Raw genomic sequence first — 23,433 nt, forward strand, 5'->3', positions numbered from 1 at the left:
GTCGGTGACCCCATCCCGCCATATCTCGCCGCTGCGCAGGCGGTACTCGATCCACTCCTCCTCCTCGTTGGCGTCGATCTGTTCGCCATCGATAAATCCGGGCAACCAGAGGTGAGTGCCGCACGCCTGTTTCTGCTCGTCGACCGAAAGCGGCTTTGACCACCGGCTGCACGACCAATGCGCATCGCCCGACATTTCTGGCGTGGCATGGATGCACGATCGACAGGTCAGGCGCGGTTCGGCGCCCGTGTGGCAGACGGCGTGGTGCTTGCAGAACCGGCAACCGAAGAATTCCGGGTCTTCTGAGATGCGCGACGGCGGGTCGAAGCTTTCAATGATGCGCTGCGCACGGGCCAATGCGCGCAAGCACCATTCGGCGTCGTACTCAATGCGCTCGACGTAGCGGCTGTCGTCGTTCTTGTTCACGACCATGTAGAGGGCGCGCGATAGGCCGAGGGCGTGCATTCCGATTTGGCACTGGCCGTAGTGCAGCGGCTTTGCCTTCTTGCAGCCCTTCTTCGTGATCTCCTTGAATCCCTTGTCGTTGCTCGACTTGAATTCGCACAGGTGGATGGTCTTGGGCGCTTCTGGCAGGCCTTGGCAGATGCCGTCGATTTTGCCGCGTAGGTGTCCGCCGATCAGCCGAACGCGGTTCTGCTGCCCCCAAACCTCAACGCCGATGCGTTCCAGGTCGGACACCAAGACTTCTTCCCAGCGGTCGCCCGTTCGGAAGATGGACAGCTTTCGGCCGTCGATCACTTCCGGCTGGCTGGCCCAACGGAATCCATACCAGAGCGCGCGGTCACATTCCGTGGCGATCTCGCCGACCGAGATGCCAAGGCTGTCATAGTGCTGGTTGGCGGCTTCATAGGCTTGGTAGATAGCCGTGACGGTGCTGGGCTGGGCTTTTGGGAGTGGGGGCATGGTTAGATGAATTCCTCCATGCCGCGCCACAGCTTATGGGACGCAGGCACCAACACATGCCAGCGGGGGGTGTGATCGTTCGCGCCTTCATTGAGCGCATCGACCATCTTCTTGCCGTCGCGTTCAGACCGAATGTTGTCAGCAACGAGTACGTCAGCGACAGTTTCTCGGTCCCAATTATCTTTGCCGATGATCTTGAACATCACTCACCCCCTTCGGAAGCGGCCGCAGCCGCCTCCTGGTTCTGATAGTGCGCAAAGAGCGCGCCTGTATTGAGTGCCGACTGATGCCCGCGCACGTCGCCGGTGCGAATGTAGGTGGTCCAGACTTCGCGGCCGTCTCGCGTCACCGGGTGCATCTCGTTGATGGTGAAATCCACATCGTCGATTTCGTCGAGGTCGAGTTCGAAATCATCGGCCTCAACCCGCGCCTCGATAGCGGCGCGAGCGGTCGCCTCGTCGTCAGCCTCGACGGTTTCGGTTGCCCGTCCGCGGACGGTGTAGCTGATGCAGAACTTCGCCATCACACCACCCGCATCGGCATAAGCACAGCCTGCCAGCCCGCATCCGCACCCCGGATCAAGGCCGGGCCGTTGCTGTCACCAATCAGGATCGTGACGCTCTCGCCGGTCGCAGTGCGCAGGATTTCGGCCAAGTACCCGGTATTGAACCCGATCGAGACAGGCTCGCTGGAGTATTCAGCGGCAAGCTCTTCGGTGGCGCTTTCGCCTTCGGCCGTGACCGTGAGCACAACCGCGCCAGAAGCCAGGTCCAGTCGCACGGCCTTGCCGCCACGCTCATTGGCAATGGTGCCGACACGCTCGACAGCAGCCAGCATTGCAGCGCGGTCCACCACCAAGGCTTTGTCGTTGTTCTTGGGCGTCACTCGCTCGTAGTCGGGGAACGTGCCTTCGATCAGCTTGGATAGGATGGTGGTTTCGCCCTGCCGCAAACGGATCTTGGTGTCGGACAGCTCGACGTGCACTTCGCCTGAAGGCAGAAGGCCAACGGTCTTGCGCGGGATGATGACCGCAGGTATTTCGCCCAATGTCGGCACGGTGACGCGCGCCATGCGATGGCCGTCGGTGGCCACGGCGCGGGTTTCGTCCCCGGTCGAGTGCAGAAAAACGCCATTGAGATAATAGCGCGTCTCCTCGTTGGAGATAGCAAAGCCAACCGGCGCGAACATGGCCGACAGGTCGGCACTGAACGACGCCGTGAACGCGCCGGATTTCAGGTCTGGGAATGCGTCGGCGCCAAGCGTAGCCAATTTGAAGCGCGATCGGCCCGACTTCACGGTGACAGCGTCGCCATCCTGCTCCAACGTGTTTTCGGCGCCGGCATCGAACTTCCGCGCGATCTCATGCAGCTTCTTGGCCGGCAGGGTTGTCGCGGCCAGTTCGCCCTTGGCCGGAATGCGCGTCGTGATCTCAATGTCCAGATCGGTGGCCCGCAGCGTCAGGAAGCCATCGCTGGCCACCAGATGGACATTGGCAAGGATCGGATAGGTATTTCTGGTTTCGACCGCCTTGATGACGGTGGACAGCGCCGCGACAAGGTGCCCGCGCTCGACCACCAGCTTGGTGGCTGGTTTGGCCTTAGCCATGGTGTTCTCCTCTGTGGTGGTGGACTACTGGCGCGCGGTGACGCGCCAGTAGTGGGTGGTTAGCCCAATGAGCCGTCCTGATTGATCATCGGGTCATAGCCCACATGAACGCGGCGAAGGCGATTGCGCCGCTCAGCGAGCCGACGCTTATGGCTACAGCTTCAGGCCACCCCATTATTTCTTCCCCCACGGCCTGCTTTTCGCCGCCCCGCCAGCAGCTGCCGCCGCAGGTCGGGCGTTGTCATTGGCAGCGGCAGCGCGGTTGTCGTTGGCAGCCTTGGGCGGCTGGGTGGCGTCGATGCCGACTTCGGGCATGTCGCCTTCGTCCTGGAAGTAATAACGCTTGATCTCGGCGCGAGCCGGATACTGCCCGTCCTTGCTCGGCTTCCCGAGTCCAACCTTGGCCCGATAGGTTTTGAAGTGCAGTTCTTCGCTGTCTTCTACTTCGGTCACGCCGATGGCGCGGCACAGGCTGGCAAATTGCTGTTGCCCTATACGCTGCGCCACTTCGTTAGCGTTCTCCAAATTGTAATTGTTGAACAGCTTGCGCCCCTCATATTCAGCCGGCGCAACGACGGTGTTGGTCACCTTGAGAATGGTGCCGCTGCCATTCTTGGCTGGCACGACGACTGACTCCGTGACCTCGAGGTCATAGATGCCGTTGGGGAGTTCTTCGTACTCACCGCGCTGCTCGGTGTCATGAGCAGTCGCATCAAATCTGGTTCCAAGGCCTGCCATGTGGTTCTCCTATGTGGTGGTTAGGTGCGCTGGTGAGGCGCGGTTAGTAGTAGAAAGGCTGGTAGAACGGCGGCGAGTAAGGGATGCCTTCGCCGGTCCATTGGTGGGGCTCGCGGTTGCCGCGATTACTGACTGGCCGCATGTCGATCACCGGCCCGCTGCGGGCTTGCGCTCCGCAACGCGAGCAGGTTGGCTTGGGTGGAAATATGCCGTGCCAGATATGCGGCACTGACACGTCGCCGCCACAGATGCTGCATTCTCCGATTACGCGGTTCATGCGGCTTTTGCCTTGCTGGCAGAATTGTCATTCGCCGCGCTCGGCAGATACTTCGCCCACTCGGCGAAGCCCTGCCCTTTCCGGTACGGCACGCTGTCCGGCATGGAATAGCGGTTCTTGGCCGAGAATCCGGCCTTCTCGTTGAAATGAACCAGGCGCTCGTTGCCGCCCTCGGCGTGGCTCACCTTCTTGTTGAAGCCGACCTCCTTTTCCTTGAGCGAGACTCGGTAATTCATGAACGCCACGATGTCGGCCTGCTCGCGGACCAATGCATTGGCGCGCTTGTGCAGCTTGATCGTGTAGCGGCTGTACGGGTCGGTTGTGGGGCTGTCGAAACGCACGATTTCCGGGTGCGCGAGTTGCACCACGTAGATCCCGGCGCGCGACAGGGCAGAGACGCCGCCGAGGTAGTCTTTCCACTCTGCGTCCGCCTCAATGTAACCTCGGCCGTAACCGGGGGCCTCGATTGTATCCACCCCAAGCCGCTGGCACGTGGCGCCCCACACCAGCGGCTCCAGCCCATCAAGGCTATCGACGATCACGGTTTTGAAGTCGTGCTCGCTGTCGAGCAGTTCGCCGAAAATGTCGAGCAGGCCGTGGAAGCTCTCGACCGTGCCGGGCGTGGTCAGCTCGACATCGCTCGGCGGGCGCTCGCCCTCGGTTGGCAGGTACAGGATCGGGCCGGGCCACTCGGCGGCCAGGCTGGTCTTGCCCACGCCGTCGACGCCGTAAAGCAGCGATACGGGCGGGTTGGTGGTCTTGGTCGTTTTCAGTCTGTCAAAGACGGACATTGTGCTGTTGCTCCTTAGGCCAGTTTCGCCAGATGCGCCGCCGCCACGCTATCGCGGGGGTGGCGGGCAAGGTGCGCGGTGATTGCGCCGCGAACGCGCTCAACTGTGCCGGGCGACTTCTGCTTGCATGTGTTGGACTTGGTGCGGCGACCGAAAGGATGGATCGACGACTTCGCGCTGCGCTTGGCGGCTTCTTGGCGCTCAATCGAGAGCACGGTGAAGGGGTGCAGGTTCATCTGCTGGTATCTCCTCTTGTGGTGGTGCGCGTGGTAGGCGCGGTTATGCGTAAGGTGGCTGCCAGAGCATGTAGATCATCGCCCCGACGAGCACGGCCCAGGCTAGAAGCTCCACAGGATCACCCCCGCAACGAAGGCAACAACAGCGCCCGCCAGGGCCGCCACCAACGCCGTGCGCAAGGCACGGCGCGGCGGGTGGAGTGTGTTGCTGAAGGGGTTGTAGGGTGCTGGGCGGAGTAGGCTGTTCAGGGCCGGGTTCATGCTAGCGCCAGAAAGACGCCGGCCCATATCAGCGCGGCCGTTCCAAGAGCGGCGGCCCATATGCCTACGGCTGGCCAGAATCCAGCCCCGGCAGCAGTGGCACCGAAGATTGCAGCAAAGATGACCCCGAGGATCGCCCATCCGATGAAGTTTGCTGCACTCATCACGCGGCCATGCGGCGGGTTCAGGGGCGGCACGCAGCAGCTCCTTCACTTCCGCCTCGACGGCTTCCAGTTCTTCTGGCTCGTCGACCCACTCGGCGACGAGGTCCGATCGATGGTCTTCTTTAGGGTTCCAGTGGCAGCGCCCTGCGTCCGTGTAGGTGTAGCCGTCAGCGTAGTAGGGATAGCTCTCGCCGTTCGCTCCCTCCTCGAAGCTGGCCCGATTACTATGACGCATCGGCCCGACCTTCCGGCCATCGCGGGTGCGGTAGAACCTGCCAGCTTCGATGGTGAAGGACGGGATCACTTCCCAGTCGTCCGGTCGCGAAGAGTTCTGCTCCGAACCGTCTTTGCCCTCGTACCAAAAACCGCGCCCGTGCGAGAGAAGACGGGTAATGGTCGTTTCGTGACCAATCGGGCAGTTACTGATTATGCCTGTATGGCGAACGCGCCGCACCCGATCGCCAACCTTCGGCTCCCAGGTTTCGGGGGGCACCTGCGCAGCTGGTGCGTCGATCAGTTCCAGTTCGCGGCCTTTGAAGGTCAGTTCGCTGGTGGCGCCGTCTTCATAGGTCACGCGCACATTGTGTTTGCCGCGGTATCCGCGATTTGCGCGGCCCACATAGTCACCCTCGGTGCCGACCCCGATATACGGATGGCCAGCCAGAATCTTCACGCGGTCGCCCGCCTTAAATCTGCCCATTGCAGTCTCCTCATGTTGTGGTGTTTTGCTAAGCGGCCCGGTACGACCGCTCAGTTCGCCCGCCGCAGCGGCACGACATTGTCTGGCTCGTTGGTCTCGAACCAATCTTCGGCCTCGGCCTTCGCCTTTTCGACCAGGCTAAGCTGCGACTCCGACCATTCCCGCTCCTGCGGGTTGCCGTCGGCATCGACGTACTCGACGAGGTAGGAATCTTCCCGTCGCAGCGAGCAGGTGAACGCGGTCACGAAGCCTTTGACCTGCGCCCCCAGGATGCGCACAAAGTCGCCAATCCCAATTTCCTGCGCCGGCTCGCTCATGCCGCCACCCGCTCGGCAGCCACTCGCACCGGCTCGGGCTCGAAGATTTCGGTTTCGGCAGCGCGAATATAGATCTCGCGCCCGTCTTCCTTGGTGGCGCGCACCAGATAGGTGCGGCCCGATGCGCTCTCCGAGCGCTCGATGATCACCGCGCGGGTCATCACCTCGATGGTTTCGCCGATCTGGAAGGCAAAGCCTTCGTCCGGCTGATTGTCGTTGGCAGGTCTGGTGTCCATGATTTCTCCTCTGTGGTGGTGCCCGGTGGTGAGCCGGTACACATTCTCTATTGGGTTTTTCGCTCCGGTTCGGCAAATCGGTGGAGCAAATATTTTGACGGGTGTGGCGCGCGGCGCTATGTGTGCCGCGCCGCTGTGGTGGCGGAAGGAACGGATTGAGTAAGGGTGTGCTGCGGCCCATCTCCTCCTCATTCCTAGTACCGACGATGCGCGGGCCGGGTTCACAGGTGGTGCTGGACCCTTCGGGGTTTCCCGGCCCGCGCATCTGGTTCTCCTCTTGTGGTGGCGCTGCGCCGTGGGTGGTGCCGTCGCAGCGGTTCGCGGTTGGTGGCCGCGAATGGTTAGGCGGCGACCATCTGGCTGGCCAAAACTCCGAGCACGTCAAACCGATATCCCGGACGGCTCGCTGCCAAGCGCGCGGCTTCCGCCTCAGCGGCTTCGCGGGTCGGATGCTCGAATGTCATGAAGGAGGGGCGAATTCGGCCGGTGTCGTCACCGCGCCGGAGAACAATCCAGCCGCCGCCGATCACTTCGCCAGGGCGGGGCTTCATTGGGTTGCGCTTGTGTTTGGTTCTGGTGGTCACTGGAATCTCCTCGGTTGCGTCGGATTGCCTTTATCGTGATTTTCGCAATCCCTGTCAACCATCATCGTGATTTTAGCTACAGATTTCCGCAACGACCTGTGCGATAAGGCCGATTATGGACAGCGAAATCATCAAGGACTGGCTGAAGCGGGCCATAGACACTGCGGGAATCGCGCAGGCAGACCTTGCGCGCGCCGTTGATATGACGCCTGACAAACTGAATCGCGTTCTTCAGGGAAAGCGCGAGATCACAGTTGGGGAGCTGGTCCGAATCTCAACATTCCTCGATCGGCCTATTCCCACCAAGCAACTCGCCCGCGACGTGCGCCCCATGGAATTGCGTCGCGAACCAGATTCGCCGCTTTACCTCCCAAACCACGAACACCACTGGCAGCCTGCAATGAACCAGGAGCGACGGTTTGGCGTTGCGTCTGGCGAGATTCCGCAGGTGGATGGCACGATTGGCGCCGGAAGCCGAGACGATGTGGAGACACTGACCATTGACCTCGGCAATGGTCAGTCGGTTGCAGCCGCACCCGTCTTGGGCTCATGGAGCATCCCAATGTCGGTGCTGCAGCGGCGCGTACGCGCTTCCGCTGAGCATCTTCACTTCTTGGAATGCGAAGGGAACTCGATGTTCCCGATAATCAAGGACGGCGACGTGGTCCTTGTCGATCAGTCCCGGCGAAACCCTACTATGCCAGGCATTTTCGCACTTTGGGAAAATGGTGGCCAAACCATCAAGCAAATCGAGATCGTGCGCGGCACCGACCCGATGCAATACCGGCTGATTCCGGCAAACAAGGATTACGCCACCTACGAAGTGCCGGCGGATGAGGTCACGATTATCGGCCGATACGTCGCCCGGTTCACGGTCGATTAATCACTCAAATCACTACGCAATTGCGAAAAACACGATTCAGTGTTGACTTTCGCAATGATGCTGCATAAATCACCCTCATGACGAACGGTCACCTCCCGATCGTCCACCACACAGAGGAGTGAAGAAATGCACGCAAGCACGAAGGCTGCCGCTCGCAGCGAAACCACCACCAGAAGACCTGACGGCGCGCACGGCGAGGGCGGAGCGCGCGCCATGTACGAACGGGCGGGGTTCCATAGCCCCGCCTCCGGTGCCGCCACCAGCTACCAGGGCAGCGTTGAGCCATTCCGCAAGCCCGACCACAAGGCGAAGCGCCACAGCCGCCCCGCTAACTGGGCCCAGCGCCATGAGCGGCGTGAGCGGCAGTTGAGGGAGTGGGCGCCATGACCTCCCGCCAGCCCACCGGCACGTCCGTGCTGATCAACAAGCCCACAATCATTGACGGCGAATGGCACGAAGTGCCGACCATCGTGCGCATCCAGTCAGGCCGGGTCGTTGCCGAGCGCCTGCCGATCCGCGAGCAGGTCAAATTCGCGGCACAATGCCTCGCGCTGTTCGTCGCGGCGGGGCCCGCGCTGTTCATGGCGGCAGACTGGCTGCGGTATGGCAGCTAGTGCCTAAGCAGGTTGGCGCGTCACCGGCGCCAACTCAGGGTGGGCATTGCCCTATTGCTTCTGCCTATTTGGCCTCACCAGCCACCACACCACACCGAGGAGATTACCATGGCCCAACCACGCCAAATCGCGCCCGCTTCCGCCCGCGCCCACGCCTACCCCATCGTTAGCGTCGCCTATTGCGCGGCGCACGGCATCACCCCGAAAGCCATTCAGGCCAGCGCTGCGTTCAACGAGCGCATGGCTGGCCGTCGTGGCTACGAGCATTGCGCAGACATCGCGAGAAGATTGCGCGACCTGGCGGACGAACTGGACCAAGCCACTGGCTACTTCGCGAGCTTCCGGCGACGGCGTGGACCGAGGCGCCAGGAAAGGAGGGCGGCGTGATGGGCGAGAAGATGACCAAGATCACAGGCGTGACGGATGAGATGGTAGAGCGGGCTTGTCAGGCTTACGGCGAAGCCGATGGGACGTGGAACCCTGACCCCGAGCATATGCGCCGTGCCCTCGAAACCGCTCTACCCTCTGGGGTAACGGATGACTGGATACGCGACACGGCGATGAACGTGATGCTGGCAACGGAGGTTGAAGAAGCAGTTCGCATCCTCGAAGCCGCCCTCTCCGCCATCGCGCCCACCCAAGCACCCCAGCCCGCCCCCGACGCCGAGGGGTTGGAGGCGGAGGCATGGCTCGTTGATTGTTTCGTTGAGCCCGTGGTCGAGTTTTTCAATCCAGGCGACTTTGCCATTCCCCTCGTCCGCCAGTCCGAAGCCCAAGCCATCATCGAGAAGCTGCGGGCTGAGATCGAGGCCGCTGAGAACTATCTGCGAGACTTCCTGACAGCATTCGTGACTGAGCACTTCCCTAACAATGAAAGTTGGAAGCCTCTACCGGATTTGCTCGGCATGCTGTCGCAAATGGATAACGCCTCAACGGTCGCTCGGGACTACAAAGCCCGTCTCGCTGAGGCTGTGGAGATGCTTACAACCATAGTTGAGGCTTACGACGACTGCACCGGGGCAGAGCCATCTCAGTCTGTTCTGGATCGAACAATTGATCTAGATGCCCGCACCTTCCTCCAGTCTCTCGGAAAGGAGGGTGAGATGAAGATGACGCTGCATGACAAGATCGCCGCTGACGTGTCGCAGATCGCACGCGACTTGGTCTGGTGCCGGGAATGCGGCCGCGCTCAAAGAGTGGACGGAGCAAACGCGCTCCGGCACGGTTGGCCGAAGTGTTGCGGACGCACCATGACGATTGACCATCCAAGCACATGGGAAGCCGGCGAATTGGCCGGGGCGGTAGAGGGCTGGCAACGCCGCGCTGAAACCGCCGAAGCCCAAGTCCTTCGCCTTACCGAGGAAAAGGAAGCGATACTCGCCTGGTTCGATGGCTTGACGCCGAATGAGATGCACGAAGCCATCAAAAGAGACAAAGCCCGTATCAAAGCCCTTGAGGCGGCGCTGAGGCCGTTTGCTAAATATACCACCGCAGACGGCGAAGGCTTCGATGACGAGTTTTTCCGCATCGATGATGACCACCCGCTCTTGGGCGAAGGGCTGGGCGATAACTGGCGGCCGGCCATCACCGTAGGCGACATGCGCCGCGCCCGCTCCGTCCTCCACCAGGAGAACGCAGATGGGTAAGGCTGGTAAGCTGACGAAGGCGCAGCAAAGCGCTCGCATCGCAATCCTTGCCGAAATCGACCGGCTGGGCGGATCGGCAATGTGGTCTCAACTGCACAGCAAGGGCCATCACTTCGGTCAGGTCAAGGCGACGGTCTCGCGTGGCGACACTATCGAGGTGGGCGCTTATTGCTTTTCCCTGACCCCCGCCGGTCGCGCAGCCTTGAAGGAATCCCCCCATGAATGAAGCGAAAGACCAGGTGCCAGAGTGGGCAATGGCAGAGGCCGCCTCTTTGCGATCTGCCGTGGTGTGGCAGTCTAATGCCGCCAACGAGACGATAGCCCGCGCCCTGCTTGCTGCCGAACGCAGGGGGATCGAGAGGGCGGCTGCTAAGGCGGATGAGGTAGCCACTAACCCACCCGGAGAGTGGTTCGCCCGCGTGGGCGAGGACAAGGCGTATTCTTGCGGAGCTATGGATTGCTCACATGCCATCCGCCGTCTTGGAGACACCCCATGAACATGAGGGAGAAGATCGCCAAGGCTTTGCACGATTTCGATTATCCGAAAGGCGACTGGCACCGTCTCAATAGCGGCCAGGGCTCCTACCACCAAGACAAGTATCGGGTGAAAGCCGACGCGGTTCTAGACGCGCTTGCGGAGCCGACCGAGGGGATGCTGGAGGCGGGCGTTTTGGACGTTAAGGCGGACGTGTCTTTCTTCGAGGTGGAAGAAACCTATCAAGCTATGATCCGCGCCGCGAAGGAGGGGAAGTGATGAGACCCGCCAATGATAATGGGCCGAGGCGCCGTAAGGGCGCCGCACTGCCACACAGCTTGCCGCCCATCGGGCTCTCGCGCGAGGTGGCGGCAGCATACATCGACCTGTCTCCGGCCAAATTTGATGAACTTGTGCGCGACGGGAGAATGCCTCGACCCAAGCAGATTGATGGACGGCGCGTTTGGGATCGCGCCAAGATAGAGCGCGCCTTCGCAGCTTTGCCGGGTGACGAGGACGACACAATCAAGAAAGTGGACAAATGGGCCGAGTTCGGTTGAACGCAGCAAGGCCGCGCCTCCCGCGTTATGTCGTAGAATACGAGGTGCCCAAGGGGAGCGGCAAGTGGTTCGTCTATTTTCGCAGGAAAGGCCAGAAGGATGTTCGCATGCGTGGCACTCCTGGCACCGACGAGTGGGAAGAGCTTTACAGGCGATTGTTGGCGGGACACAGGCCGGAAGATCGAACTGGTCCAGACGCCATTGATGATGGCACGCTTGGGTGGCTAATTGAGCAATACTACAGGTCAGCGGACTATCTTGATCTCGATGAGCGCACACGGCGAGTCAGGAAATCGATACTCGACCAATGCCTGGCCGAAAGCCCATCAGAAAAAACACAGCTAACTTTCCGCGACATTCCCCTCGCCCGCTTCACCGCGAAATCGGTGGCTATCCTGCGCGACAAGAAAGAGGGCAAACCTGAAGCTGCGAATGGCCGCGTTAAAGCCATCCGCGCTGTGTTTAACTGGGCCGGTAAGCCTGAGGTTGGACTGGTGAACGCCAACCCGGCGCGAGATGTGCAGTATCGCGCCAGCAATAATCCTGACGGCCACCACACATGGACAATCGAAGAGGTTGAGCAGTTTGAAGCCAGGCACCCGATTGGGACGAAGGCGCGATTGGCCTTGGGGCTTCTACTCTACACGGGGCAGCGGCGATCCGATATCGTCCTGCTTGGGCGCCAGCACGAAAAAAGTGGATGGCTTCGATTCACCCAGCAGAAGAACAAGCGCAAGAACCCGGTCCATCTGGAAATTCCGATCAGGCCAGAGCTGCGCGAAATACTGGACGCATCACCGGTTGGGGAGATGGTCTACCTGGTCACCGAATTCAACAAGCCTTTCACAGCCAACGGCTTTGGTAACTGGTTCAGGGACCGATGCTTGGAGGCGGGCGTCCCTGGGCGAGCCCACGGCCTACGCAAGGCCGCAGCAACCCGGCTGGCTGATCGGGGGGCGACGGCCCACGAAATCATGGCCATAACGGGTCACAAAACGCTCAAGGAGGTCGAGCGCTATACGCGCGCTGCCAGCCAGAAGCGGCTGGCCGAACAGGCGATCAAACGATGACCGGAAACGCTTTTCTAATTTTGAAAAGTCAACAGGACGGGCCGTGAACATAATCATCTAGCGCTGGTGCTCGTTAGCGCTCGCGCTAGATAAAAACGCCAAAAAACCCAACAATTTCAATGAGCCTGAAAAGCGGTGGTGCCCAGAGCCGGAATCGAACCAGCGACACGCGGATTTTCAATCCGCTGCTCTACCAACTGAGCTATCTGGGCATCCTGTTTTGCCCGGCTTCTTGCACCGGACGGGCGGCTTATAGTGGCTTTGGGGACACCTGTCCAGCAAGGGTGAGGAAGAAATTCGCGCTACCGAAGATTTCCCCAGAAAGCACGGATTGACCGTCGCATTCAGGCGTCGCCGTCCTCGTCCTCGATCGGCTCGTCGTCGCGCGCGGGGATGACATAGGTGCCGGAGAGCCAGCGGTTGAGGTCGATATCGGCGCAGCGCTTGGAGCAGAAGGGCTTGAACTCTTCCACCGAGGGCTTGCCGCAAATGGGGCATTTCTTCTCTGCTGGCGCGGCCATCAGACGCCCGACAGGCTCGATTGGTTGAGCCAGTTGAAATGAACGGGATAGCCCTCGCCGGCGAGGAGTTGGGTGACCTCATGCAGAGGCAGGCCCACGACGCCGGAATAGGAGCCGACGAGCTTGACCACGAAAGCGCCGGCAATGCCCTGGATGGCATAGCCGCCGGCCTTGTCGCGCCATTCGGCGCTGGCGAGATAGGCTTCCATGTCCTTGGCCGAAAGGCGCTTGAAGCGGATGCGCGTTTCCACCAGCCGGTGCCGCCTGGCGCCGCCCGGGGTGATCAGCGTGATGCCGGTATAGACCCGATGGGCGCGGCCCGAGAGCAGGCGCAGGCATTCGCTCGCCTCTTCCATGGTCTCGGCCTTGGGCAGGATGCGGCGGCCCACGGCCACCACGGTGTCGGCCGCCAGCACCAGGGCATCGGCGCCGAAGCCGGCGGTGCGCGCCTTGTGCTGGGCGGTGATCGCCTTGAGGTCGGCCAAGCGCTGCGCCAGCTTGCGCGGCAATTCGCCCTTTTCGGGCGTTTCGTCGACATGGGCCGGCACCAGATGCTCGGGCTCGATGCCGATCTGGTTCAGCAGCGCCAACCGGCGCGGCGAGGCGGAAGCCAGGATCAGTTCGGGACGACCGGCCATCGGGCTCAGATCACTTGAAACGGTAGGTGATGCGACCCTTGGTGAGGTCGTAGGGGGTCATTTCGCACAGGACCTTGTCGCCGGCGAGAACGCGAATGCGGTTCTTGCGCATGCGCCCGGCGGTGTGGGCGATGATTTCATGGTCGTTTTCCAGCTTCACGCGGAAGGTCGCATTGGGAAGCAATTCGGTGACCACGCCCGGAAATTCGAGCACTTCTTCCTTGGCCATACTTTCTCCTGAGAAGGCCCCCATGCGCCATTGTCGGCTGGCCGGGGCCGCAAAATCGGGCGGAACCTACTTCAATTCAATTGTTTTGTGAACCACCGGAAACAAGCGGCTCCAAACGGTCGCGCACGCGGCGCCGCAGATTGTCGCGCAGATCCCGATAGGCATTGAGAACCAGTTCACGACTGCCTTCCACCAGGGACGGATCGTCCACCGTCCAATGTTCGACCGCGCCGGCTTCCAGGCCCTTGCGCTCCACCGCCCCGGGGGCATCGTCGGACAAGGTGATGACGAGATCGAAATGGTTGGCGACCAGTTCGTCCAGGATATGGGGCGTGTGCACGCTCATATCAATGCCGATCTCCTCCATCACCTCATGCACGAAGCTGTCGGCCTTGCCGCCATCGACACCCACCGAGCGGGCGATGATGCGGCCGGGAAAGGCCTGGCGCGCCAGGGCGGCGGCAATGGGCGAGCGCACCGAATTCATCGAGCAGACGAAGAGCACGCTGGGCAATTGGCTGGTGGCCTCGTCGATGCGGCTGGCATAGGGCTGGACCGCGCAGATGAGGGTGAAGAGCCGCCGGGCCGTATTGAGATCGATGATGATCTTGTTGGTGAGACGGGTGCGCAGAAGCTCGGCGGCTTCGTTGTGCATGCCGCGCCTTGCCATGTCGACCGTCTCGATCTGGAAGGGCTGGGCCGAGCGGATGGCCTCGTAATAGGCGTCGCGGATGCGGAAATAGTCGCGGATCAGCCGGCGGAATGGGGTCAGCGAGAGATAATGGGCGGCAATGGGCTGGAAGGTCTCGGGGTGGCGTACATCGAGCAGGATGTAATTGCCCACGATGGACATATGCAGCGCATAGGGCCCCTCGGCGCTGACCCGCGCCGGCTTGAAGCTATTGTCCTCGAGCAGGTCATAGATGGCGATGCGCCATTCATGCACCTCGTCGGGATTGATCGAGGTGATGGTATTGGGGTCGAGCGTGACGGTGACCAGCCTGTCCTTGCCGGTCTCCTTGTGCTCGGTGCCCATGGAAATGCTCAAGTGTTCAACCGGATGGAAATGGACCGCCCATGGCCATCGAGGTCTTCCACCCCGGCAATGGTGACGGCCGGCTCGGCCAGGGCGGACAAGGCGGACGGCGTGCAGCCGAGCAGCGAGGTCCGCTTCATGAAATCGAGCACGCCCAGGCCCGAGGCGAAGCGGGCCGAACGCGCCGTGGGCAGGACGTGATTGGAGCCGCCGACATAATCGCCGATAGCCTCGGGCGTATGGTGGCCCAGGAATATCGCGCCGGCATGGCGGATGGCGGGCAGCAATGCCTGCGGATCGTCCAGCGCCAGTTCCACATGCTCCGAGGCAATGCGATTGGCGAGATCGGCGGCCTGATCGAGGGATGCGACCGTGATGATGGCGCCGAATTCCTCCCAGCCCTCGCGGGCGAGGGCCTGCTTGGGCAGCAGCGCCAATTGCCGCTCCATTTCGGTGGCGACTGCGCCGGCGAGGCGGGAATCGGTGGTGACCAGGATCGATTGCGCCCCTGCCCCGTGCTCGGCCTGCGCGATGAGGTCGGCGGCGACCCAGGCGGGATTGGCCGAACCATCGGCGATGACCAGCACTTCGGAGGGGCCGGCGATCATGTCGATGCCGACCTGGCCGAAAACCTGCCTCTTGGCGGTAGCCACATAGGCATTGCCCGGACCCACGACCTTATCGACACGCGCAATGGACGCGGTGCCATAGGCCAGGGCGGCGACGGCCTGGGCGCCGCCGATGCGGTAAATCTCGGTGATGCCGGCAATTTCGGCGGCGGCGAGAATGGCCGGATTGATTTCGCCATTGGGCGTGGGCACGACCATGGCGATGCGGGACACGCCGGCGACATGGGCCGGAACGGCGTTCATCAGCACCGAGGAGGGATAGGAGGCCAGGCCCCCGGGCACATAGATGCCCACCGCGTCCACCGGCGTCCAGCGCGTGCCCAGCGTCACGCCCAGCGCGTCGGTATAGACGTGGTCCTGCGGCTTCTGCTTTTCGTGATGCGCGCGGATGCGGTCATGGGCAACCTGCAGCGCGGCGCGGACATTGTCGGGCACCTGGCGCGCCGCCGCGCCGATCTCGCGCGCATCCAGGCGCAACGTGTCGGCCGTGACGCCGGCTTTGTCATATCTGTTGGTGAGTTCGGCCACGGCCGCGTCGCCGCGCGAGCGCACATCGGCGATGATCGCAGCGACGGCGTCGCTGACGTCCCGGCTCGATTCGCGCTTGCCGGCGAGCAGGTCGGAAAAGCGGGCTTCGAAATCCCGGTCGGCGCTGTCAAGGCGGAGAGGCATGGAGAACTTTCAATCGAGAGCGTGGTTGGGCTTGGCCGAAGCCGCCCAGGCGGCGCCCAGATCGGCCAGGCGCGCTTCGAGATAATCGACGGCGAGTCGCACCGTGCCGCCACCGGCAAAGCGCAATTCGACAATGCCGGACGGGGCGTCCTGCGGCTCGAAATGAATGGCCAGAAGCTCGAGCACCCCTTCGGGCGCTGCCGGATCGAAGCCGGCATAGGCGGCATGGGAGACGCCATCGAAATGCAGCGCGGCGCGCTTGCGCAGGCCCTTGGCCCGCGGCTTGTCATGGGTCCAGTCGAACCGGTTCATCAACAGCGCGAAGCGTTTGTCGCCGCGGGCATAGCCCATATCGGCCACGCGGATGACGGCATCCTGGACATGGGCGGAAACGACTTCGAGATCTTCACTGTCAAGCGCGATGAGCTTGAGATCGGTCATGGTGGAGGCCCTGTTGGATGGTGCAGCCTATCTGGTAGCCAGGCCCCCGATCTACAAGGTTTTGCCCCAAGGGGGCAATGCGGGTGTGGACAAGGCGGGTCGCGTTTTTCTATTGCTAACTGACCAGTCAGTTATTTATATTGCTACCATGAAAAGCGAGAAGAAATTCAGCCGGCGGGCCGAGGCCAGACCGGACGAGGTGCTGGACGCGGCGATGGCCGTGTTCGTCGAACAGGGCTTCGCGGCCGCCAAGATGGAGGAAATCGCCCGCCGGGCCGGGATTTCCAAGGGAACGGTCTATCTCTACTTCCCCTCCAAGGAAGCCCTGATCGAGGCGATCATCCAGCGGGCGGTGGCGCCGCTGGCCACCGGCACCCTGCCGCAATTGGCCGCGTTCGAGGGCGATCCGCGCCTGCCCATCACCATGCTGCTCAAATCCATCGCCGGCCTGCTCCACGAGCCCAAGAACCTGGCCATTCCCAGGCTGTTCCTGCGGGAGGGCATGAACATTCCCAATATTGCGCGAACCTATCGGCGGGATGTGCTGGACAAGGCCATTCCGGTGCTGACCGCCCTGGTGGCGCGCGGCGTGGCCAATGGGCATCTGCGCAAGGTCGATCCGGAATTGACGGTGCGCACCATAATCGGCGCGCTCATCGCCCATGTGGCGCTCAGCGAGGTTTTCGACATTCGCCCCGATGACGGGCTGGCGCTGGACCGGCTGGTCGACAACCACCTCGGCATCCTGTTCGAGGGCCTTTCGGCGCCTGCCGCGGAGAATCCGGAATGAACGAGTTTCTGGCTGGCCTTCTGGCGGGGTTGATGTCGGTCTTTTCACCGCAGGCCGGGTCGGCGGGCTATACCGGCTATCTCGAGGCCGACTACGTCTATGTGGCGCCGGTCAGCGCGGGGCGGATCGAAACCATGTCCGCCATCGAGGGCATGCAGGTCGCCCAGGGGCAGGCGCTCTTTGCGCTCGATGCGGGGCAGCAACGGGCCATGCTCGACGCGGCCGAGGCCCGGGTGGCGGCGGCGCAGGCCACGCTCGCCAATCTGGAAACCGGCAGCCGCAGCGCCGAACTGGACGTGATCCGCGCCGCGCAAGGCAAGGCCGAGGCCGACCTGGCGCTGGCGCAATCCAATCTCCAGCGCAGCGAAAGGCTGGCGGAAGCCGGCACGGTGCCCACCATGCGGGTGGAGCAGGACCGCGCCGCCCTGGCCGCCGCCCGCACCCAGGTGGAGCAGTTGCGCGCCCAATTGGCGGTGGCCGAACTGCCGGCGCGCAATGCCCAGCAACTGGCCGCCGAGGCCAATCTGCAGGCCGCGCGGGCCGATGCCGGACGGGCGCGCCAGGATCTCGATGATCGCGTGGTGACGGCGCCGCTCGCGGGCACCGTCGACAAGGTCTTCTTCCGCGCCGGCGAGGTGGCCGGCGCGGGCAATGCCGTATTGGCGCTCCTGCCCGAGGGGCCGCTCGAAGTCTGGTTCTTCGTTCCGGAAACCGAACGCTCGGCACTGGCCATGGGCAGTGCGGTGACGGTGACCTGCGATGGCTGCGCCGATATGGGCGCAAGGGTGATCCACATGGCCAGCGAGCCGCAAACCACGCCGCCGGTGATCTATTCGCGCGAGGAGCGCAGCCGGCTGGTCTACCTGGCCAAGGCCAGGCTGGACGAGGCCGGCACATTGCAGCCGGGACAGCCGGTGACGGTGCTGCCGTGAGCGGGGAACCGGTCATCGCGGTGCGCGGGCTGACCAAGCGGTTCGGCGACAAGCTCGTGGTGGATCATTTCGACATCGCCGTGCCGCGCGGGGCCATCTATGGCTTTCTGGGCCCCAACGGCTCGGGCAAGACGACGACGATCCGCATGTTGTGCGGGCTCCTGGTGCCCGATGCGGGCGAAGGCACCTGCCTGGGCTTCGATGTGCGCAAGCAGGCCGGCGCCATCAAGAGCCAGGTCGGGTACATGACGCAGAAATTCAGCCTCTACGAGGACCTCACCATCGGCGAGAACCTCGACTTCGTGGCGCGGATGTTCGACGTGGCCGACCGCAAGGCGCGCGTCCGGGACGCGCTGGAAGGACTCGGCCTAGCGGACAGGGCGGGACAATTGGCCGGAACGCTGTCGGGCGGCTGGAAGCAGCGCCTGGCGCTGGCGGCCTGCCTGATTCACGATCCTCAACTGCTGCTGCTCGACGAGCCGACGGCGGGGGTCGATCCCAAGGCGCGGCGCGATTTCTGGGACGAGATCAGGCGGCTCAGCAAGGCGGGCGTCACCGTGCTGGTGTCGACCCATTACATGGATGAAGCCATTCAATGCGACTTCATCACCTATATCGCCTATGGGCGGAAGCTGATCGACGGTCCGGCCCGCGACATCCCCGACATGGTCGGGCTCAGCACCTGGCGCGCCGAAGGGCAGGACCTGGTGGCGCTGGAAGACACATTGCAGGGGAAACCCGGCGTGCTGCAGGTGGCCCGTTTCGGCTCGGCCCTGCATGTCTCGGGCACGGACGAGCCGACGCTCGCGAAAACGATCGAGGCGCTGGCGGCGCGCGGGCCGCAGCGCTGGAGCCAGATACCGGCGGGTCTGGAAGAGGCCTTCATCTACCTGATGCCGGGGGCACGAGACAATTTCTCGCGCGACGCGGCATGAGCATCGGCTTTTCCATCAGCCGGTTTCTGGCCGTCTTGCTCAAGGAATTCATCCAGATGCGGCGCGACCGCGTGACCTTCGCCATGATGATCGGCCTGCCGATCGTGCAATTGATGCTGTTCGGCTTCGCCATCAATGCCGATCCCCGGCATCTGCCCGCCCTGGTGGAGGTCAATGACGACGGGCCGCTGACCCGGGCCCTCCTGGCCGGCATGAACACGTCAGGTTATTTCGACTTCATCGGCCAGGTTCGGGGCCCGGGCGAAGGCGAGGAGGCGCTGCGGCGCGGCACGGCGAGTTTCGTCGTCGTCATTCCCGACCACTTCATGCGCGACGTGGTGCGCGGATTGCGGCCGACCCTGTTGGTGGCCGCCGATGCCTCCGATCCCTCGGCGGTGGGCGGCGCGGCGGCGGCGATGAGCGGCATCGTGGCCGGCGCCATCGCGCAGACCTTGACCGGGCCGCTGGCGCAGGTGGCGGGCTCTCCCGCGCCGTTCGGGGTGACGGTGCACCGCGCCTATAATCCCGAAGGGCGCACCTCGACCAATATCGTGCCTGGCCTGTTGGCGATCATCCTCTCCATGACCATGGTGATGATCACCGCCGTCGCCATCGTCAAGGAGCGTGAGCGCGGCACGATGGAGATGCTGATCTCGACCCCGGTGCGTCCGGCCGAGGTGATGCTGGGCAAGATATTGCCCTATGTGCTGGTGGGCTATGTGCAGACCGCCGTGTTCATGCTGGCGGCCTTTGCCGTGTTCGGCGTGCCTTTCACCGGCACTTTCGCGGCGTTCTTCTACGGGTTCAATCTGTTCATCCTGGGCAATCTGGCGCTGGGCTTTCTGATCTCGACCCTGGCGCGCAACCAGATGCAGGCCATGCAGCTCAGCTTCTTCACCATCCTGCCCTCGGTGCTGCTGTCGGGCTTCATGTTTCCCTTTGCCGGCATGCCCGGCTGGGCCCAGGCGATCGGCACGAGCGTGCCGGCGACCCATTTCATCCGGCTGATCCGCAAGGTGATGCTGAAGGGCGCCGACAGCCTGGATGTGGGACCGGAATTGCTGGCGCTGACCGTGATCGTGCTGGTGATCAGCGCTATCGCCATGCTGCGCTATCGCCAGACGCTGGACTAAACGAAAAGGCCCGGCATGGTGCCGGGCCAATCCAGGATGACCGGAGCGGGCGCGCCTAGCCGGCCAGGCGCTCGATCTCGGCGCCGCAGCGGGACAGCTTGTCTTCCAGCCGCTCGAAGCCGCGATCGAGATGATAGATGCGGTTCACCACGGTTTCGCCCTTGGCCGCCAGGCCGGCAATGACCAGCGAGACGGAAGCCCGCAGGTCGGTGGCCATGACCTGGGCGCCCTTGAGCTGGGGCTTGCCGGTAATGGTCGCCACCTGCCCATTGACCGAGATATCGGCACCGAAGCGGGCGAGCTCGGCGACGTGCATATAGCGGTTCTCGAAAATGGTCTCGCGAATCTGGCTGACGCCGTCGCTCATGGTCATCAGCGCCATGAACTGGGCCTGGAGATCGGTGGGAAAGCCCGGGAAGGGGTCGGTATCGACATCGACCGGGCGGATGCCATTGCCGTTGCGGTGCACGCGCAGGCCATTGGCTTCCGAGGTCAGCGTGGTGCCGGTCCGGGCGAGGACATCGAGCGCGGATTGCAGATGTTCCGGACGGGCGCCCTTGAGCAATACGTCGCCACCGGTCATCGCGGCGGCCATGGCGAAGGTCCCGGTCTCGATGCGGTCGGGGATGACCTCCACCGTCGCGCCATGGAGCTTTTCCACGCCCTCGACGGTCAGCGTGCGGGTGCCGATGCCGGAAATCTTGGCGCCCATGGCGACAAGGCATTCGGCGACATTGGTGATTTCGGGCTCCTGGGCGGCATTCTCGATCACCGTAATGCCCCGGGCCAGGGTGGCGGCCATCAGGATCGTATGGGTCGCGCCCACCGAGACCTTGGGAAAGGTGACGGTCGCGCCGACCAGGCCGCCCTTGGGGGCGCGAGCCACGACATAGCCTTCATCGATATCGATCTCGGCGCCCAGTTCCTTGAGCCCATAGAGGAAGAGATCCACCGGCCGCGTGCCGATGGCACAGCCGCCGGGCAGGGAAACGCGGGCCTCGTGGCAGCGGGCAAGCAGCGGGCCGATGACCCAGAAGCTGGCGCGCATCTTGGAGACGAGGTCGTAGGGCGCGGTGGTGTCGACGATATCGGCGGCGTGGAAGGTCATGCGCTGGCCCACGCCCTCCTCCTCGCCGCGCCGGCGGCCATGCACGGCGATATCGACGCCGTGATTCTCGAGAATGCGCTCGAGCTGCTTGACGTCGGCCAGGCGCGGCACATTGTGCAGCACCAGGGGTTCATCGCTGAGCAGGGAAGCGATCATCAGCGGCAAGGCGGCGTTCTTGGCGCCGGAAATGGCGATTTCGCCATTGAGCTCATTGCCGCCGACCAAACGAATACGATCCATAAGAAGTCCTCAATATCGGCCCATTGGGGCCTATCTACCTGGTGGGAGGTAGGCGAGGTCTTCGTTGCCGCGTAGGCCAGACCAGCCGCACTCAAAGAAAGGGTGACTTTGGCGATGTTCGCCCGAAAATGGTTTACGGTTTCTTGTCCGTGTCCGTTTCGGGGGCCGCCGGGGCAGAATCGGGTTCGGGCGCGACAGCACGAGCCCTGGCCTGATCCTTGCGGCGTTTCAGGTTCTCACGCAACTTTGCGGCCAATCTTTGCTCGCGCAGCTTCGCTTGATCCGATTTACCCATATGCCTTCGGCCCGACGATTCCATCGCGGCGGTAGATAGGCTTTTTTTAGCCTTGCGTCGAGGGAGGCACTATGGCAAAGGAGCCCCCGTCGCCGCGTCGGTTCCCACCACGCCGCCACATTGGTTCGCTGCCGTAGCTCAGTGGTAGAGCACTCCCTTGGTAAGGGAGAGGCCGACAGTTCAATCCTGTCCGGCAGCACCATTTTCCAACCATTTGGACCTTCGAGCACCGGGCGATTCGGGCGCATGCCTTGACGCGACCATATTTGGCGCCGATATTGAGGCCATACGTTTTCTGCCCCCGTTGGCGAACTGACCCTGCCGGCATGACCGGTCGATTGGCTTTCCTTCCGAAGTACGAACGTTTTAGGCCCCTGGTGCATGTTGCGCGGGGGAAACCTGCTCGTTTGCTTCGAGCGATAGGAGAGGCGTCGACATGATCACCGGCACCGTAAAGTTCTACAATTCCACCAAAGGCTTCGGCTTCATCACGCCTGACGGCGGCGGCAAGGACGCCTTTGTCCATGTTTCCGCGCTGGAACGGGCCGGCATTACCGGCCTGAGCGATGGCCAGAAGGTCGGCTACGACCTCGAACAGAGCCGCGACGGCCGCGAATCCGCGGTCAACGTTCAGCTGGGTTGAGCGAAATTTCCGGGAGGGCGCCGATTGCGCCCTCTCCATCGAACAGGAGCGCGCCATGCGACACCGCTACAAGATCGGTCAGATGCTGGACCTGCGTTCCGCGCCGCGCCACAGCAATCGGCCATCGGGGCCCTGCGAAGTCATTGCCTGCCTGCCCCACGACAAGGGACCGGTCCTGTACAGGGTCAAATCCCGGGGCGAAAGCAATGAGCGCGTGGTCGAAGAGGCCGACCTGTCGCCCAGCGACGCGATGAAGACGGTTTCTGCGGAAAACGAGAGCGTTTTCAGCATTGCCATCAGCAAGCGGTGAGCGCGTCCATAGACTGGTCGGCGCCGGCGGAACTCTATTCGAGCATCGCCACGTTCAAGACCCGCAACAGCCGCTACAAGCGGTTTCCATCCGCCGCCGAAGCCGTGCGCTTCGCGATCGAGGACCTGCCCGCCGCATCGCTGCGCGCGCTGGCGATCGAGAGCGGCGATAACAGACATGAAGGCGAGGCGATCCGGGCCCTTTACATGGCCGAGGATTACCCCCTGCAGCGCCCGGAGCGCTGACCCGCCGGAACATTCCGGAAGAAAGAACAAGATGAATATCCAAATCCTCAACGCGCCGGGGGCACTTTTCCTCGGCAGCGACTCTGCCACCGCGCTTGCGCAGGGGCCGCGACATTTCCGCACCGCCGCCGGTGCCGTGCGCTTTGCCATGGAGCAGGCCGCGCCCGTCAGCCTGCATGGCGCCATGCTCAAGATCGGGGACCGAACGCTCGGCCCCCAACATATCCGGTTGCTGCATCGCGGCCTGACGACGAGCCGGGCAGAATCCGGCCATGCAGGTGGGCGCCGCCAGGAGCGCGCGCGCTCCTGATTTCAGCCCGCAAAGGCCGAGCCTGCGCACACAGCGCCTAGGAAGCGGCTCGCCTCATCGCCGGCAGGCGATGCCGACCGAATGTCCGACCCTGCCGGTCCATAGGGGATGGCGGGGTTCGCCAACCGCGTTTCCGCACGACGTCAGTTCATGGCGGCGCCGGGCCAAGATGGCGGAACTATGGCCGGGCTTGGGCGTTGGCCCCTCATCACACAGAGGAGGGACCGCATGACGATGCATGATCT

At 63.0% G+C, this 23,433-nt stretch carries 34 protein-coding genes and 2 tRNA genes; 17 read left to right on the forward strand and 19 right to left on the reverse strand.

Annotation, left to right across the window (positions count from 1 at the left end; all coding sequences use genetic code 11):
* The 11 genes from A3840_RS06710 to A3840_RS06760 form a co-directional block, all read right to left on the reverse strand.
* Window positions 1–924: oxidoreductase (locus A3840_RS06710; protein ID WP_067453808.1), on the reverse strand; the 924-nt coding region annotated here is incomplete at its 3' end.
* A gap of 2 nt (window positions 925–926) precedes the next feature.
* Window positions 927–1,127 carry a hypothetical protein gene (locus A3840_RS06715; RefSeq protein WP_067453811.1) on the reverse strand — a complete coding sequence of 67 codons (201 nt, stop codon included), beginning with the start codon at window positions 1,125–1,127 and terminating at the stop codon, window positions 927–929.
* Window positions 1,127–1,447 (reverse strand): hypothetical protein, encoded by a 321-nt coding sequence (locus A3840_RS06720; protein ID WP_067453814.1) that lies wholly within the window; start codon window positions 1,445–1,447, stop codon window positions 1,127–1,129. The genes A3840_RS06715 and A3840_RS06720 overlap by 1 nt, the downstream gene beginning before the upstream one ends.
* Window positions 1,447–2,529: a DNA polymerase III subunit beta gene (gene dnaN / locus A3840_RS06725; RefSeq protein WP_067453817.1), complete on the reverse strand. Its 1,083-nt coding sequence runs from the start codon at window positions 2,527–2,529 to the stop codon at window positions 1,447–1,449. The genes A3840_RS06720 and dnaN overlap by 1 nt, the downstream gene beginning before the upstream one ends.
* Before the next feature lie 174 nt (window positions 2,530–2,703).
* Complete coding sequence (locus A3840_RS06730; protein ID WP_067453820.1) at window positions 2,704–3,267, reverse strand: DUF669 domain-containing protein; 564 nt, start codon at window positions 3,265–3,267, stop codon at window positions 2,704–2,706.
* Between the two features lie 273 nt (window positions 3,268–3,540).
* Window positions 3,541–4,335 (reverse strand): ATP-binding protein, encoded by a 795-nt coding sequence (locus A3840_RS06735; protein ID WP_067453823.1) that lies wholly within the window; start codon window positions 4,333–4,335, stop codon window positions 3,541–3,543.
* A 14-nt stretch (window positions 4,336–4,349) separates the two neighbouring features.
* Window positions 4,350–4,571, reverse strand: coding sequence for a hypothetical protein (locus A3840_RS06740; RefSeq protein WP_067453825.1), 222 nt, complete (start codon window positions 4,569–4,571; stop codon window positions 4,350–4,352).
* A gap of 102 nt (window positions 4,572–4,673) precedes the next feature.
* Window positions 4,674–5,696: a hypothetical protein gene (locus A3840_RS06745; RefSeq protein WP_067453828.1), complete on the reverse strand. Its 1,023-nt coding sequence runs from the start codon at window positions 5,694–5,696 to the stop codon at window positions 4,674–4,676.
* A 50-nt stretch (window positions 5,697–5,746) separates the two neighbouring features.
* Entirely contained in the window at window positions 5,747–6,013 is a 267-nt protein-coding gene (locus A3840_RS06750; protein ID WP_067453830.1) for a hypothetical protein, read from the reverse strand.
* The gene (locus A3840_RS06755; RefSeq protein WP_067453832.1) at window positions 6,010–6,249 is read right to left on the reverse strand and encodes a hypothetical protein; all 240 of its coding nucleotides are present in this window, start codon (window positions 6,247–6,249) and stop codon (window positions 6,010–6,012) included. The genes A3840_RS06750 and A3840_RS06755 overlap by 4 nt, the downstream gene beginning before the upstream one ends.
* 341 nt (window positions 6,250–6,590) lie before the next feature.
* Window positions 6,591–6,833: a hypothetical protein gene (locus A3840_RS06760; RefSeq protein ID WP_131798267.1), complete on the reverse strand. Its 243-nt coding sequence runs from the start codon at window positions 6,831–6,833 to the stop codon at window positions 6,591–6,593.
* Window positions 6,834–6,948: 115 nt separating this feature from the next.
* On the opposite strand from A3840_RS06760, the gene A3840_RS06765 reads away from it, so the two are divergent.
* The 8 genes from A3840_RS06765 to A3840_RS06810 all read left to right on the forward strand — a co-directional run bounded on the left by A3840_RS06765 (window position 6,949) and on the right by A3840_RS06810 (window position 12,081).
* The gene (locus A3840_RS06765) at window positions 6,949–7,716 is read left to right on the forward strand and encodes a LexA family transcriptional regulator (RefSeq protein WP_067453843.1); all 768 of its coding nucleotides are present in this window, start codon (window positions 6,949–6,951) and stop codon (window positions 7,714–7,716) included.
* 383 nt (window positions 7,717–8,099) lie between these two features.
* A complete protein-coding gene (locus A3840_RS06775; RefSeq protein ID WP_131798268.1) occupies window positions 8,100–8,330 on the forward strand; it encodes a hypothetical protein in 231 nt (76 codons plus the stop codon).
* Window positions 8,331–8,438: 108 nt separating this feature from the next.
* Window positions 8,439–8,717: a hypothetical protein gene (locus A3840_RS06780; protein WP_067453852.1), complete on the forward strand. Its 279-nt coding sequence runs from the start codon at window positions 8,439–8,441 to the stop codon at window positions 8,715–8,717.
* Window positions 8,717–9,976 (forward strand): hypothetical protein, encoded by a 1,260-nt coding sequence (locus A3840_RS19260; protein ID WP_067453855.1) that lies wholly within the window; start codon window positions 8,717–8,719, stop codon window positions 9,974–9,976. Before A3840_RS06780 ends, A3840_RS19260 begins: the two co-directional genes overlap by 1 nt.
* Complete coding sequence (locus tag A3840_RS06790; protein ID WP_067453857.1) at window positions 9,969–10,202, forward strand: hypothetical protein; 234 nt, start codon at window positions 9,969–9,971, stop codon at window positions 10,200–10,202. Before A3840_RS19260 ends, A3840_RS06790 begins: the two co-directional genes overlap by 8 nt.
* Before the next feature lie 267 nt (window positions 10,203–10,469).
* A complete protein-coding gene (locus A3840_RS06800) occupies window positions 10,470–10,730 on the forward strand; it encodes a hypothetical protein (protein ID WP_067453863.1) in 261 nt (86 codons plus the stop codon).
* Complete coding sequence (locus A3840_RS06805; RefSeq protein WP_067453867.1) at window positions 10,730–11,011, forward strand: helix-turn-helix transcriptional regulator; 282 nt, start codon at window positions 10,730–10,732, stop codon at window positions 11,009–11,011. Before A3840_RS06800 ends, A3840_RS06805 begins: the two co-directional genes overlap by 1 nt.
* 107 nt (window positions 11,012–11,118) lie before the next feature.
* The gene (locus A3840_RS06810) at window positions 11,119–12,081 is read left to right on the forward strand and encodes a tyrosine-type recombinase/integrase (protein WP_245676564.1); all 963 of its coding nucleotides are present in this window, start codon (window positions 11,119–11,121) and stop codon (window positions 12,079–12,081) included.
* 136 nt (window positions 12,082–12,217) lie between these two features.
* Here A3840_RS06810 and A3840_RS06815 read toward each other — a convergent pair.
* From A3840_RS06815 to A3840_RS06845, 7 genes are all read right to left on the reverse strand, one after another.
* A tRNA-Phe gene (locus tag A3840_RS06815) sits at window positions 12,218–12,293 on the reverse strand.
* 132 nt (window positions 12,294–12,425) lie between these two features.
* Window positions 12,426–12,602 carry a DNA gyrase inhibitor YacG gene (gene yacG, locus A3840_RS06820; RefSeq protein WP_067453873.1) on the reverse strand — a complete coding sequence of 59 codons (177 nt, stop codon included), beginning with the start codon at window positions 12,600–12,602 and terminating at the stop codon, window positions 12,426–12,428.
* Entirely contained in the window at window positions 12,602–13,240 is a 639-nt protein-coding gene (locus tag A3840_RS06825) for a Maf-like protein (RefSeq protein WP_067453876.1), read from the reverse strand. The genes yacG and A3840_RS06825 overlap by 1 nt, the downstream gene beginning before the upstream one ends.
* A gap of 10 nt (window positions 13,241–13,250) precedes the next feature.
* On the reverse strand, window positions 13,251–13,469 hold the full coding sequence (infA, locus tag A3840_RS06830) for a translation initiation factor IF-1 (protein WP_046103343.1): 219 nt from the start codon (window positions 13,467–13,469) through the stop codon (window positions 13,251–13,253).
* 76 nt (window positions 13,470–13,545) lie between these two features.
* Window positions 13,546–14,517 (reverse strand): UPF0262 family protein, encoded by a 972-nt coding sequence (locus tag A3840_RS20190; protein ID WP_131798269.1) that lies wholly within the window; start codon window positions 14,515–14,517, stop codon window positions 13,546–13,548.
* On the reverse strand, window positions 14,514–15,806 hold the full coding sequence (hisD, locus tag A3840_RS06840; RefSeq protein WP_067453882.1) for a histidinol dehydrogenase: 1,293 nt from the start codon (window positions 15,804–15,806) through the stop codon (window positions 14,514–14,516). The genes A3840_RS20190 and hisD overlap by 4 nt, the downstream gene beginning before the upstream one ends.
* Before the next feature lie 9 nt (window positions 15,807–15,815).
* A complete protein-coding gene (locus A3840_RS06845) occupies window positions 15,816–16,247 on the reverse strand; it encodes a DUF2948 family protein (RefSeq protein WP_067453885.1) in 432 nt (143 codons plus the stop codon).
* Window positions 16,248–16,395: 148 nt separating this feature from the next.
* Between A3840_RS06845 and A3840_RS06850 the strand changes: the two genes are divergently transcribed.
* From A3840_RS06850 to A3840_RS06865, 4 genes are read left to right on the forward strand one after another with little or no spacing between them, the layout of a single operon-like run.
* Complete coding sequence (locus A3840_RS06850) at window positions 16,396–17,037, forward strand: TetR/AcrR family transcriptional regulator (RefSeq protein WP_067453889.1); 642 nt, start codon at window positions 16,396–16,398, stop codon at window positions 17,035–17,037.
* On the forward strand, window positions 17,034–17,969 hold the full coding sequence (locus tag A3840_RS06855) for an HlyD family secretion protein (protein WP_067453892.1): 936 nt from the start codon (window positions 17,034–17,036) through the stop codon (window positions 17,967–17,969). The genes A3840_RS06850 and A3840_RS06855 overlap by 4 nt, the downstream gene beginning before the upstream one ends.
* Window positions 17,966–18,904 carry an ABC transporter ATP-binding protein gene (locus A3840_RS06860; protein ID WP_067453895.1) on the forward strand — a complete coding sequence of 313 codons (939 nt, stop codon included), beginning with the start codon at window positions 17,966–17,968 and terminating at the stop codon, window positions 18,902–18,904. The genes A3840_RS06855 and A3840_RS06860 overlap by 4 nt, the downstream gene beginning before the upstream one ends.
* Window positions 18,901–20,037 (forward strand): ABC transporter permease, encoded by a 1,137-nt coding sequence (locus A3840_RS06865; RefSeq protein WP_067453898.1) that lies wholly within the window; start codon window positions 18,901–18,903, stop codon window positions 20,035–20,037. The genes A3840_RS06860 and A3840_RS06865 overlap by 4 nt, the downstream gene beginning before the upstream one ends.
* 55 nt (window positions 20,038–20,092) lie before the next feature.
* On the opposite strand, the gene murA is transcribed toward A3840_RS06865, so the two are convergent.
* On the reverse strand, window positions 20,093–21,385 hold the full coding sequence (gene murA, locus A3840_RS06870) for a UDP-N-acetylglucosamine 1-carboxyvinyltransferase (protein WP_067453901.1): 1,293 nt from the start codon (window positions 21,383–21,385) through the stop codon (window positions 20,093–20,095).
* A gap of 422 nt (window positions 21,386–21,807) precedes the next feature.
* On the opposite strand from murA, the gene A3840_RS06875 reads away from it, so the two are divergent.
* The 5 genes from A3840_RS06875 to A3840_RS06895 all read left to right on the forward strand — a co-directional run bounded on the left by A3840_RS06875 (window position 21,808) and on the right by A3840_RS06895 (window position 23,188).
* Window positions 21,808–21,882: transfer RNA gene (locus A3840_RS06875), tRNA-Thr, on the forward strand.
* A gap of 234 nt (window positions 21,883–22,116) precedes the next feature.
* Complete coding sequence (locus tag A3840_RS06880; protein ID WP_067453904.1) at window positions 22,117–22,323, forward strand: cold-shock protein; 207 nt, start codon at window positions 22,117–22,119, stop codon at window positions 22,321–22,323.
* A 55-nt stretch (window positions 22,324–22,378) separates the two neighbouring features.
* On the forward strand, window positions 22,379–22,633 hold the full coding sequence (locus tag A3840_RS06885) for a hypothetical protein (protein WP_067453907.1): 255 nt from the start codon (window positions 22,379–22,381) through the stop codon (window positions 22,631–22,633).
* Window positions 22,630–22,878, forward strand: coding sequence for a hypothetical protein (locus A3840_RS06890; protein ID WP_067453910.1), 249 nt, complete (start codon window positions 22,630–22,632; stop codon window positions 22,876–22,878). The genes A3840_RS06885 and A3840_RS06890 overlap by 4 nt, the downstream gene beginning before the upstream one ends.
* 31 nt (window positions 22,879–22,909) lie before the next feature.
* Window positions 22,910–23,188, forward strand: coding sequence for a hypothetical protein (locus A3840_RS06895; protein ID WP_067453913.1), 279 nt, complete (start codon window positions 22,910–22,912; stop codon window positions 23,186–23,188).
* Window positions 23,189–23,433 lie beyond the last annotated feature (245 nt).

Origin of the sequence: Devosia elaeis, assembly GCF_001650025.1 — a bacterium.
Taxonomy (GTDB): domain Bacteria; phylum Pseudomonadota; class Alphaproteobacteria; order Rhizobiales; family Devosiaceae; genus Devosia; species Devosia elaeis.

Excerpts from the sequence above, each read along its gene's own strand:
- A3840_RS06740 (WP_067453825.1), bottom strand. The coding sequence starts at position 4,571 with ATGAACCTGCACCCCTTCACCGTGCTCTCGATTGAGCGCCAAGAAGCC.
- A3840_RS19260 (WP_067453855.1), top strand. The coding sequence starts at position 8,717 with ATGGGCGAGAAGATGACCAAGATCACAGGCGTGACGGATGAGATGGTA.
- A3840_RS06765 (WP_067453843.1), top strand. The coding sequence starts at position 6,949 with ATGGACAGCGAAATCATCAAGGACTGGCTGAAGCGGGCCATAGACACT.
- A3840_RS06880 (WP_067453904.1), top strand. The coding sequence starts at position 22,117 with ATGATCACCGGCACCGTAAAGTTCTACAATTCCACCAAAGGCTTCGGC.
- hisD (WP_067453882.1), bottom strand. The coding sequence starts at position 15,806 with ATGCCTCTCCGCCTTGACAGCGCCGACCGGGATTTCGAAGCCCGCTTT.
- A3840_RS06825 (WP_067453876.1), bottom strand. The coding sequence starts at position 13,240 with ATGGCCGGTCGTCCCGAACTGATCCTGGCTTCCGCCTCGCCGCGCCGG.
- A3840_RS06805 (WP_067453867.1), top strand. The coding sequence starts at position 10,730 with ATGAGACCCGCCAATGATAATGGGCCGAGGCGCCGTAAGGGCGCCGCA.
- A3840_RS06850 (WP_067453889.1), top strand. The coding sequence starts at position 16,396 with ATGAAAAGCGAGAAGAAATTCAGCCGGCGGGCCGAGGCCAGACCGGAC.
- A3840_RS06730 (WP_067453820.1), bottom strand. The coding sequence starts at position 3,267 with ATGGCAGGCCTTGGAACCAGATTTGATGCGACTGCTCATGACACCGAG.
- A3840_RS06895 (WP_067453913.1), top strand. The coding sequence starts at position 22,910 with ATGAATATCCAAATCCTCAACGCGCCGGGGGCACTTTTCCTCGGCAGC.
- A3840_RS06735 (WP_067453823.1), bottom strand. The coding sequence starts at position 4,335 with ATGTCCGTCTTTGACAGACTGAAAACGACCAAGACCACCAACCCGCCC.
- infA (WP_046103343.1), bottom strand. The coding sequence starts at position 13,469 with ATGGCCAAGGAAGAAGTGCTCGAATTTCCGGGCGTGGTCACCGAATTG.
- A3840_RS06715 (WP_067453811.1), bottom strand. The coding sequence starts at position 1,127 with ATGTTCAAGATCATCGGCAAAGATAATTGGGACCGAGAAACTGTCGCT.
- A3840_RS06745 (WP_067453828.1), bottom strand. The coding sequence starts at position 5,696 with ATGGGCAGATTTAAGGCGGGCGACCGCGTGAAGATTCTGGCTGGCCAT.
- A3840_RS06780 (WP_067453852.1), top strand. The coding sequence starts at position 8,439 with ATGGCCCAACCACGCCAAATCGCGCCCGCTTCCGCCCGCGCCCACGCC.
- A3840_RS06855 (WP_067453892.1), top strand. The coding sequence starts at position 17,034 with ATGAACGAGTTTCTGGCTGGCCTTCTGGCGGGGTTGATGTCGGTCTTT.
- A3840_RS06775 (WP_131798268.1), top strand. The coding sequence starts at position 8,100 with ATGACCTCCCGCCAGCCCACCGGCACGTCCGTGCTGATCAACAAGCCC.
- A3840_RS06790 (WP_067453857.1), top strand. The coding sequence starts at position 9,969 with ATGGGTAAGGCTGGTAAGCTGACGAAGGCGCAGCAAAGCGCTCGCATC.
- A3840_RS06750 (WP_067453830.1), bottom strand. The coding sequence starts at position 6,013 with ATGAGCGAGCCGGCGCAGGAAATTGGGATTGGCGACTTTGTGCGCATC.
- A3840_RS06810 (WP_245676564.1), top strand. The coding sequence starts at position 11,119 with ATGCGTGGCACTCCTGGCACCGACGAGTGGGAAGAGCTTTACAGGCGA.
- A3840_RS06865 (WP_067453898.1), top strand. The coding sequence starts at position 18,901 with ATGAGCATCGGCTTTTCCATCAGCCGGTTTCTGGCCGTCTTGCTCAAG.
- A3840_RS06800 (WP_067453863.1), top strand. The coding sequence starts at position 10,470 with ATGAACATGAGGGAGAAGATCGCCAAGGCTTTGCACGATTTCGATTAT.
- A3840_RS06885 (WP_067453907.1), top strand. The coding sequence starts at position 22,379 with ATGCGACACCGCTACAAGATCGGTCAGATGCTGGACCTGCGTTCCGCG.
- A3840_RS06720 (WP_067453814.1), bottom strand. The coding sequence starts at position 1,447 with ATGGCGAAGTTCTGCATCAGCTACACCGTCCGCGGACGGGCAACCGAA.
- yacG (WP_067453873.1), bottom strand. The coding sequence starts at position 12,602 with ATGGCCGCGCCAGCAGAGAAGAAATGCCCCATTTGCGGCAAGCCCTCG.
- A3840_RS06845 (WP_067453885.1), bottom strand. The coding sequence starts at position 16,247 with ATGACCGATCTCAAGCTCATCGCGCTTGACAGTGAAGATCTCGAAGTC.
- dnaN (WP_067453817.1), bottom strand. The coding sequence starts at position 2,529 with ATGGCTAAGGCCAAACCAGCCACCAAGCTGGTGGTCGAGCGCGGGCAC.
- A3840_RS06755 (WP_067453832.1), bottom strand. The coding sequence starts at position 6,249 with ATGGACACCAGACCTGCCAACGACAATCAGCCGGACGAAGGCTTTGCC.
- murA (WP_067453901.1), bottom strand. The coding sequence starts at position 21,385 with ATGGATCGTATTCGTTTGGTCGGCGGCAATGAGCTCAATGGCGAAATC.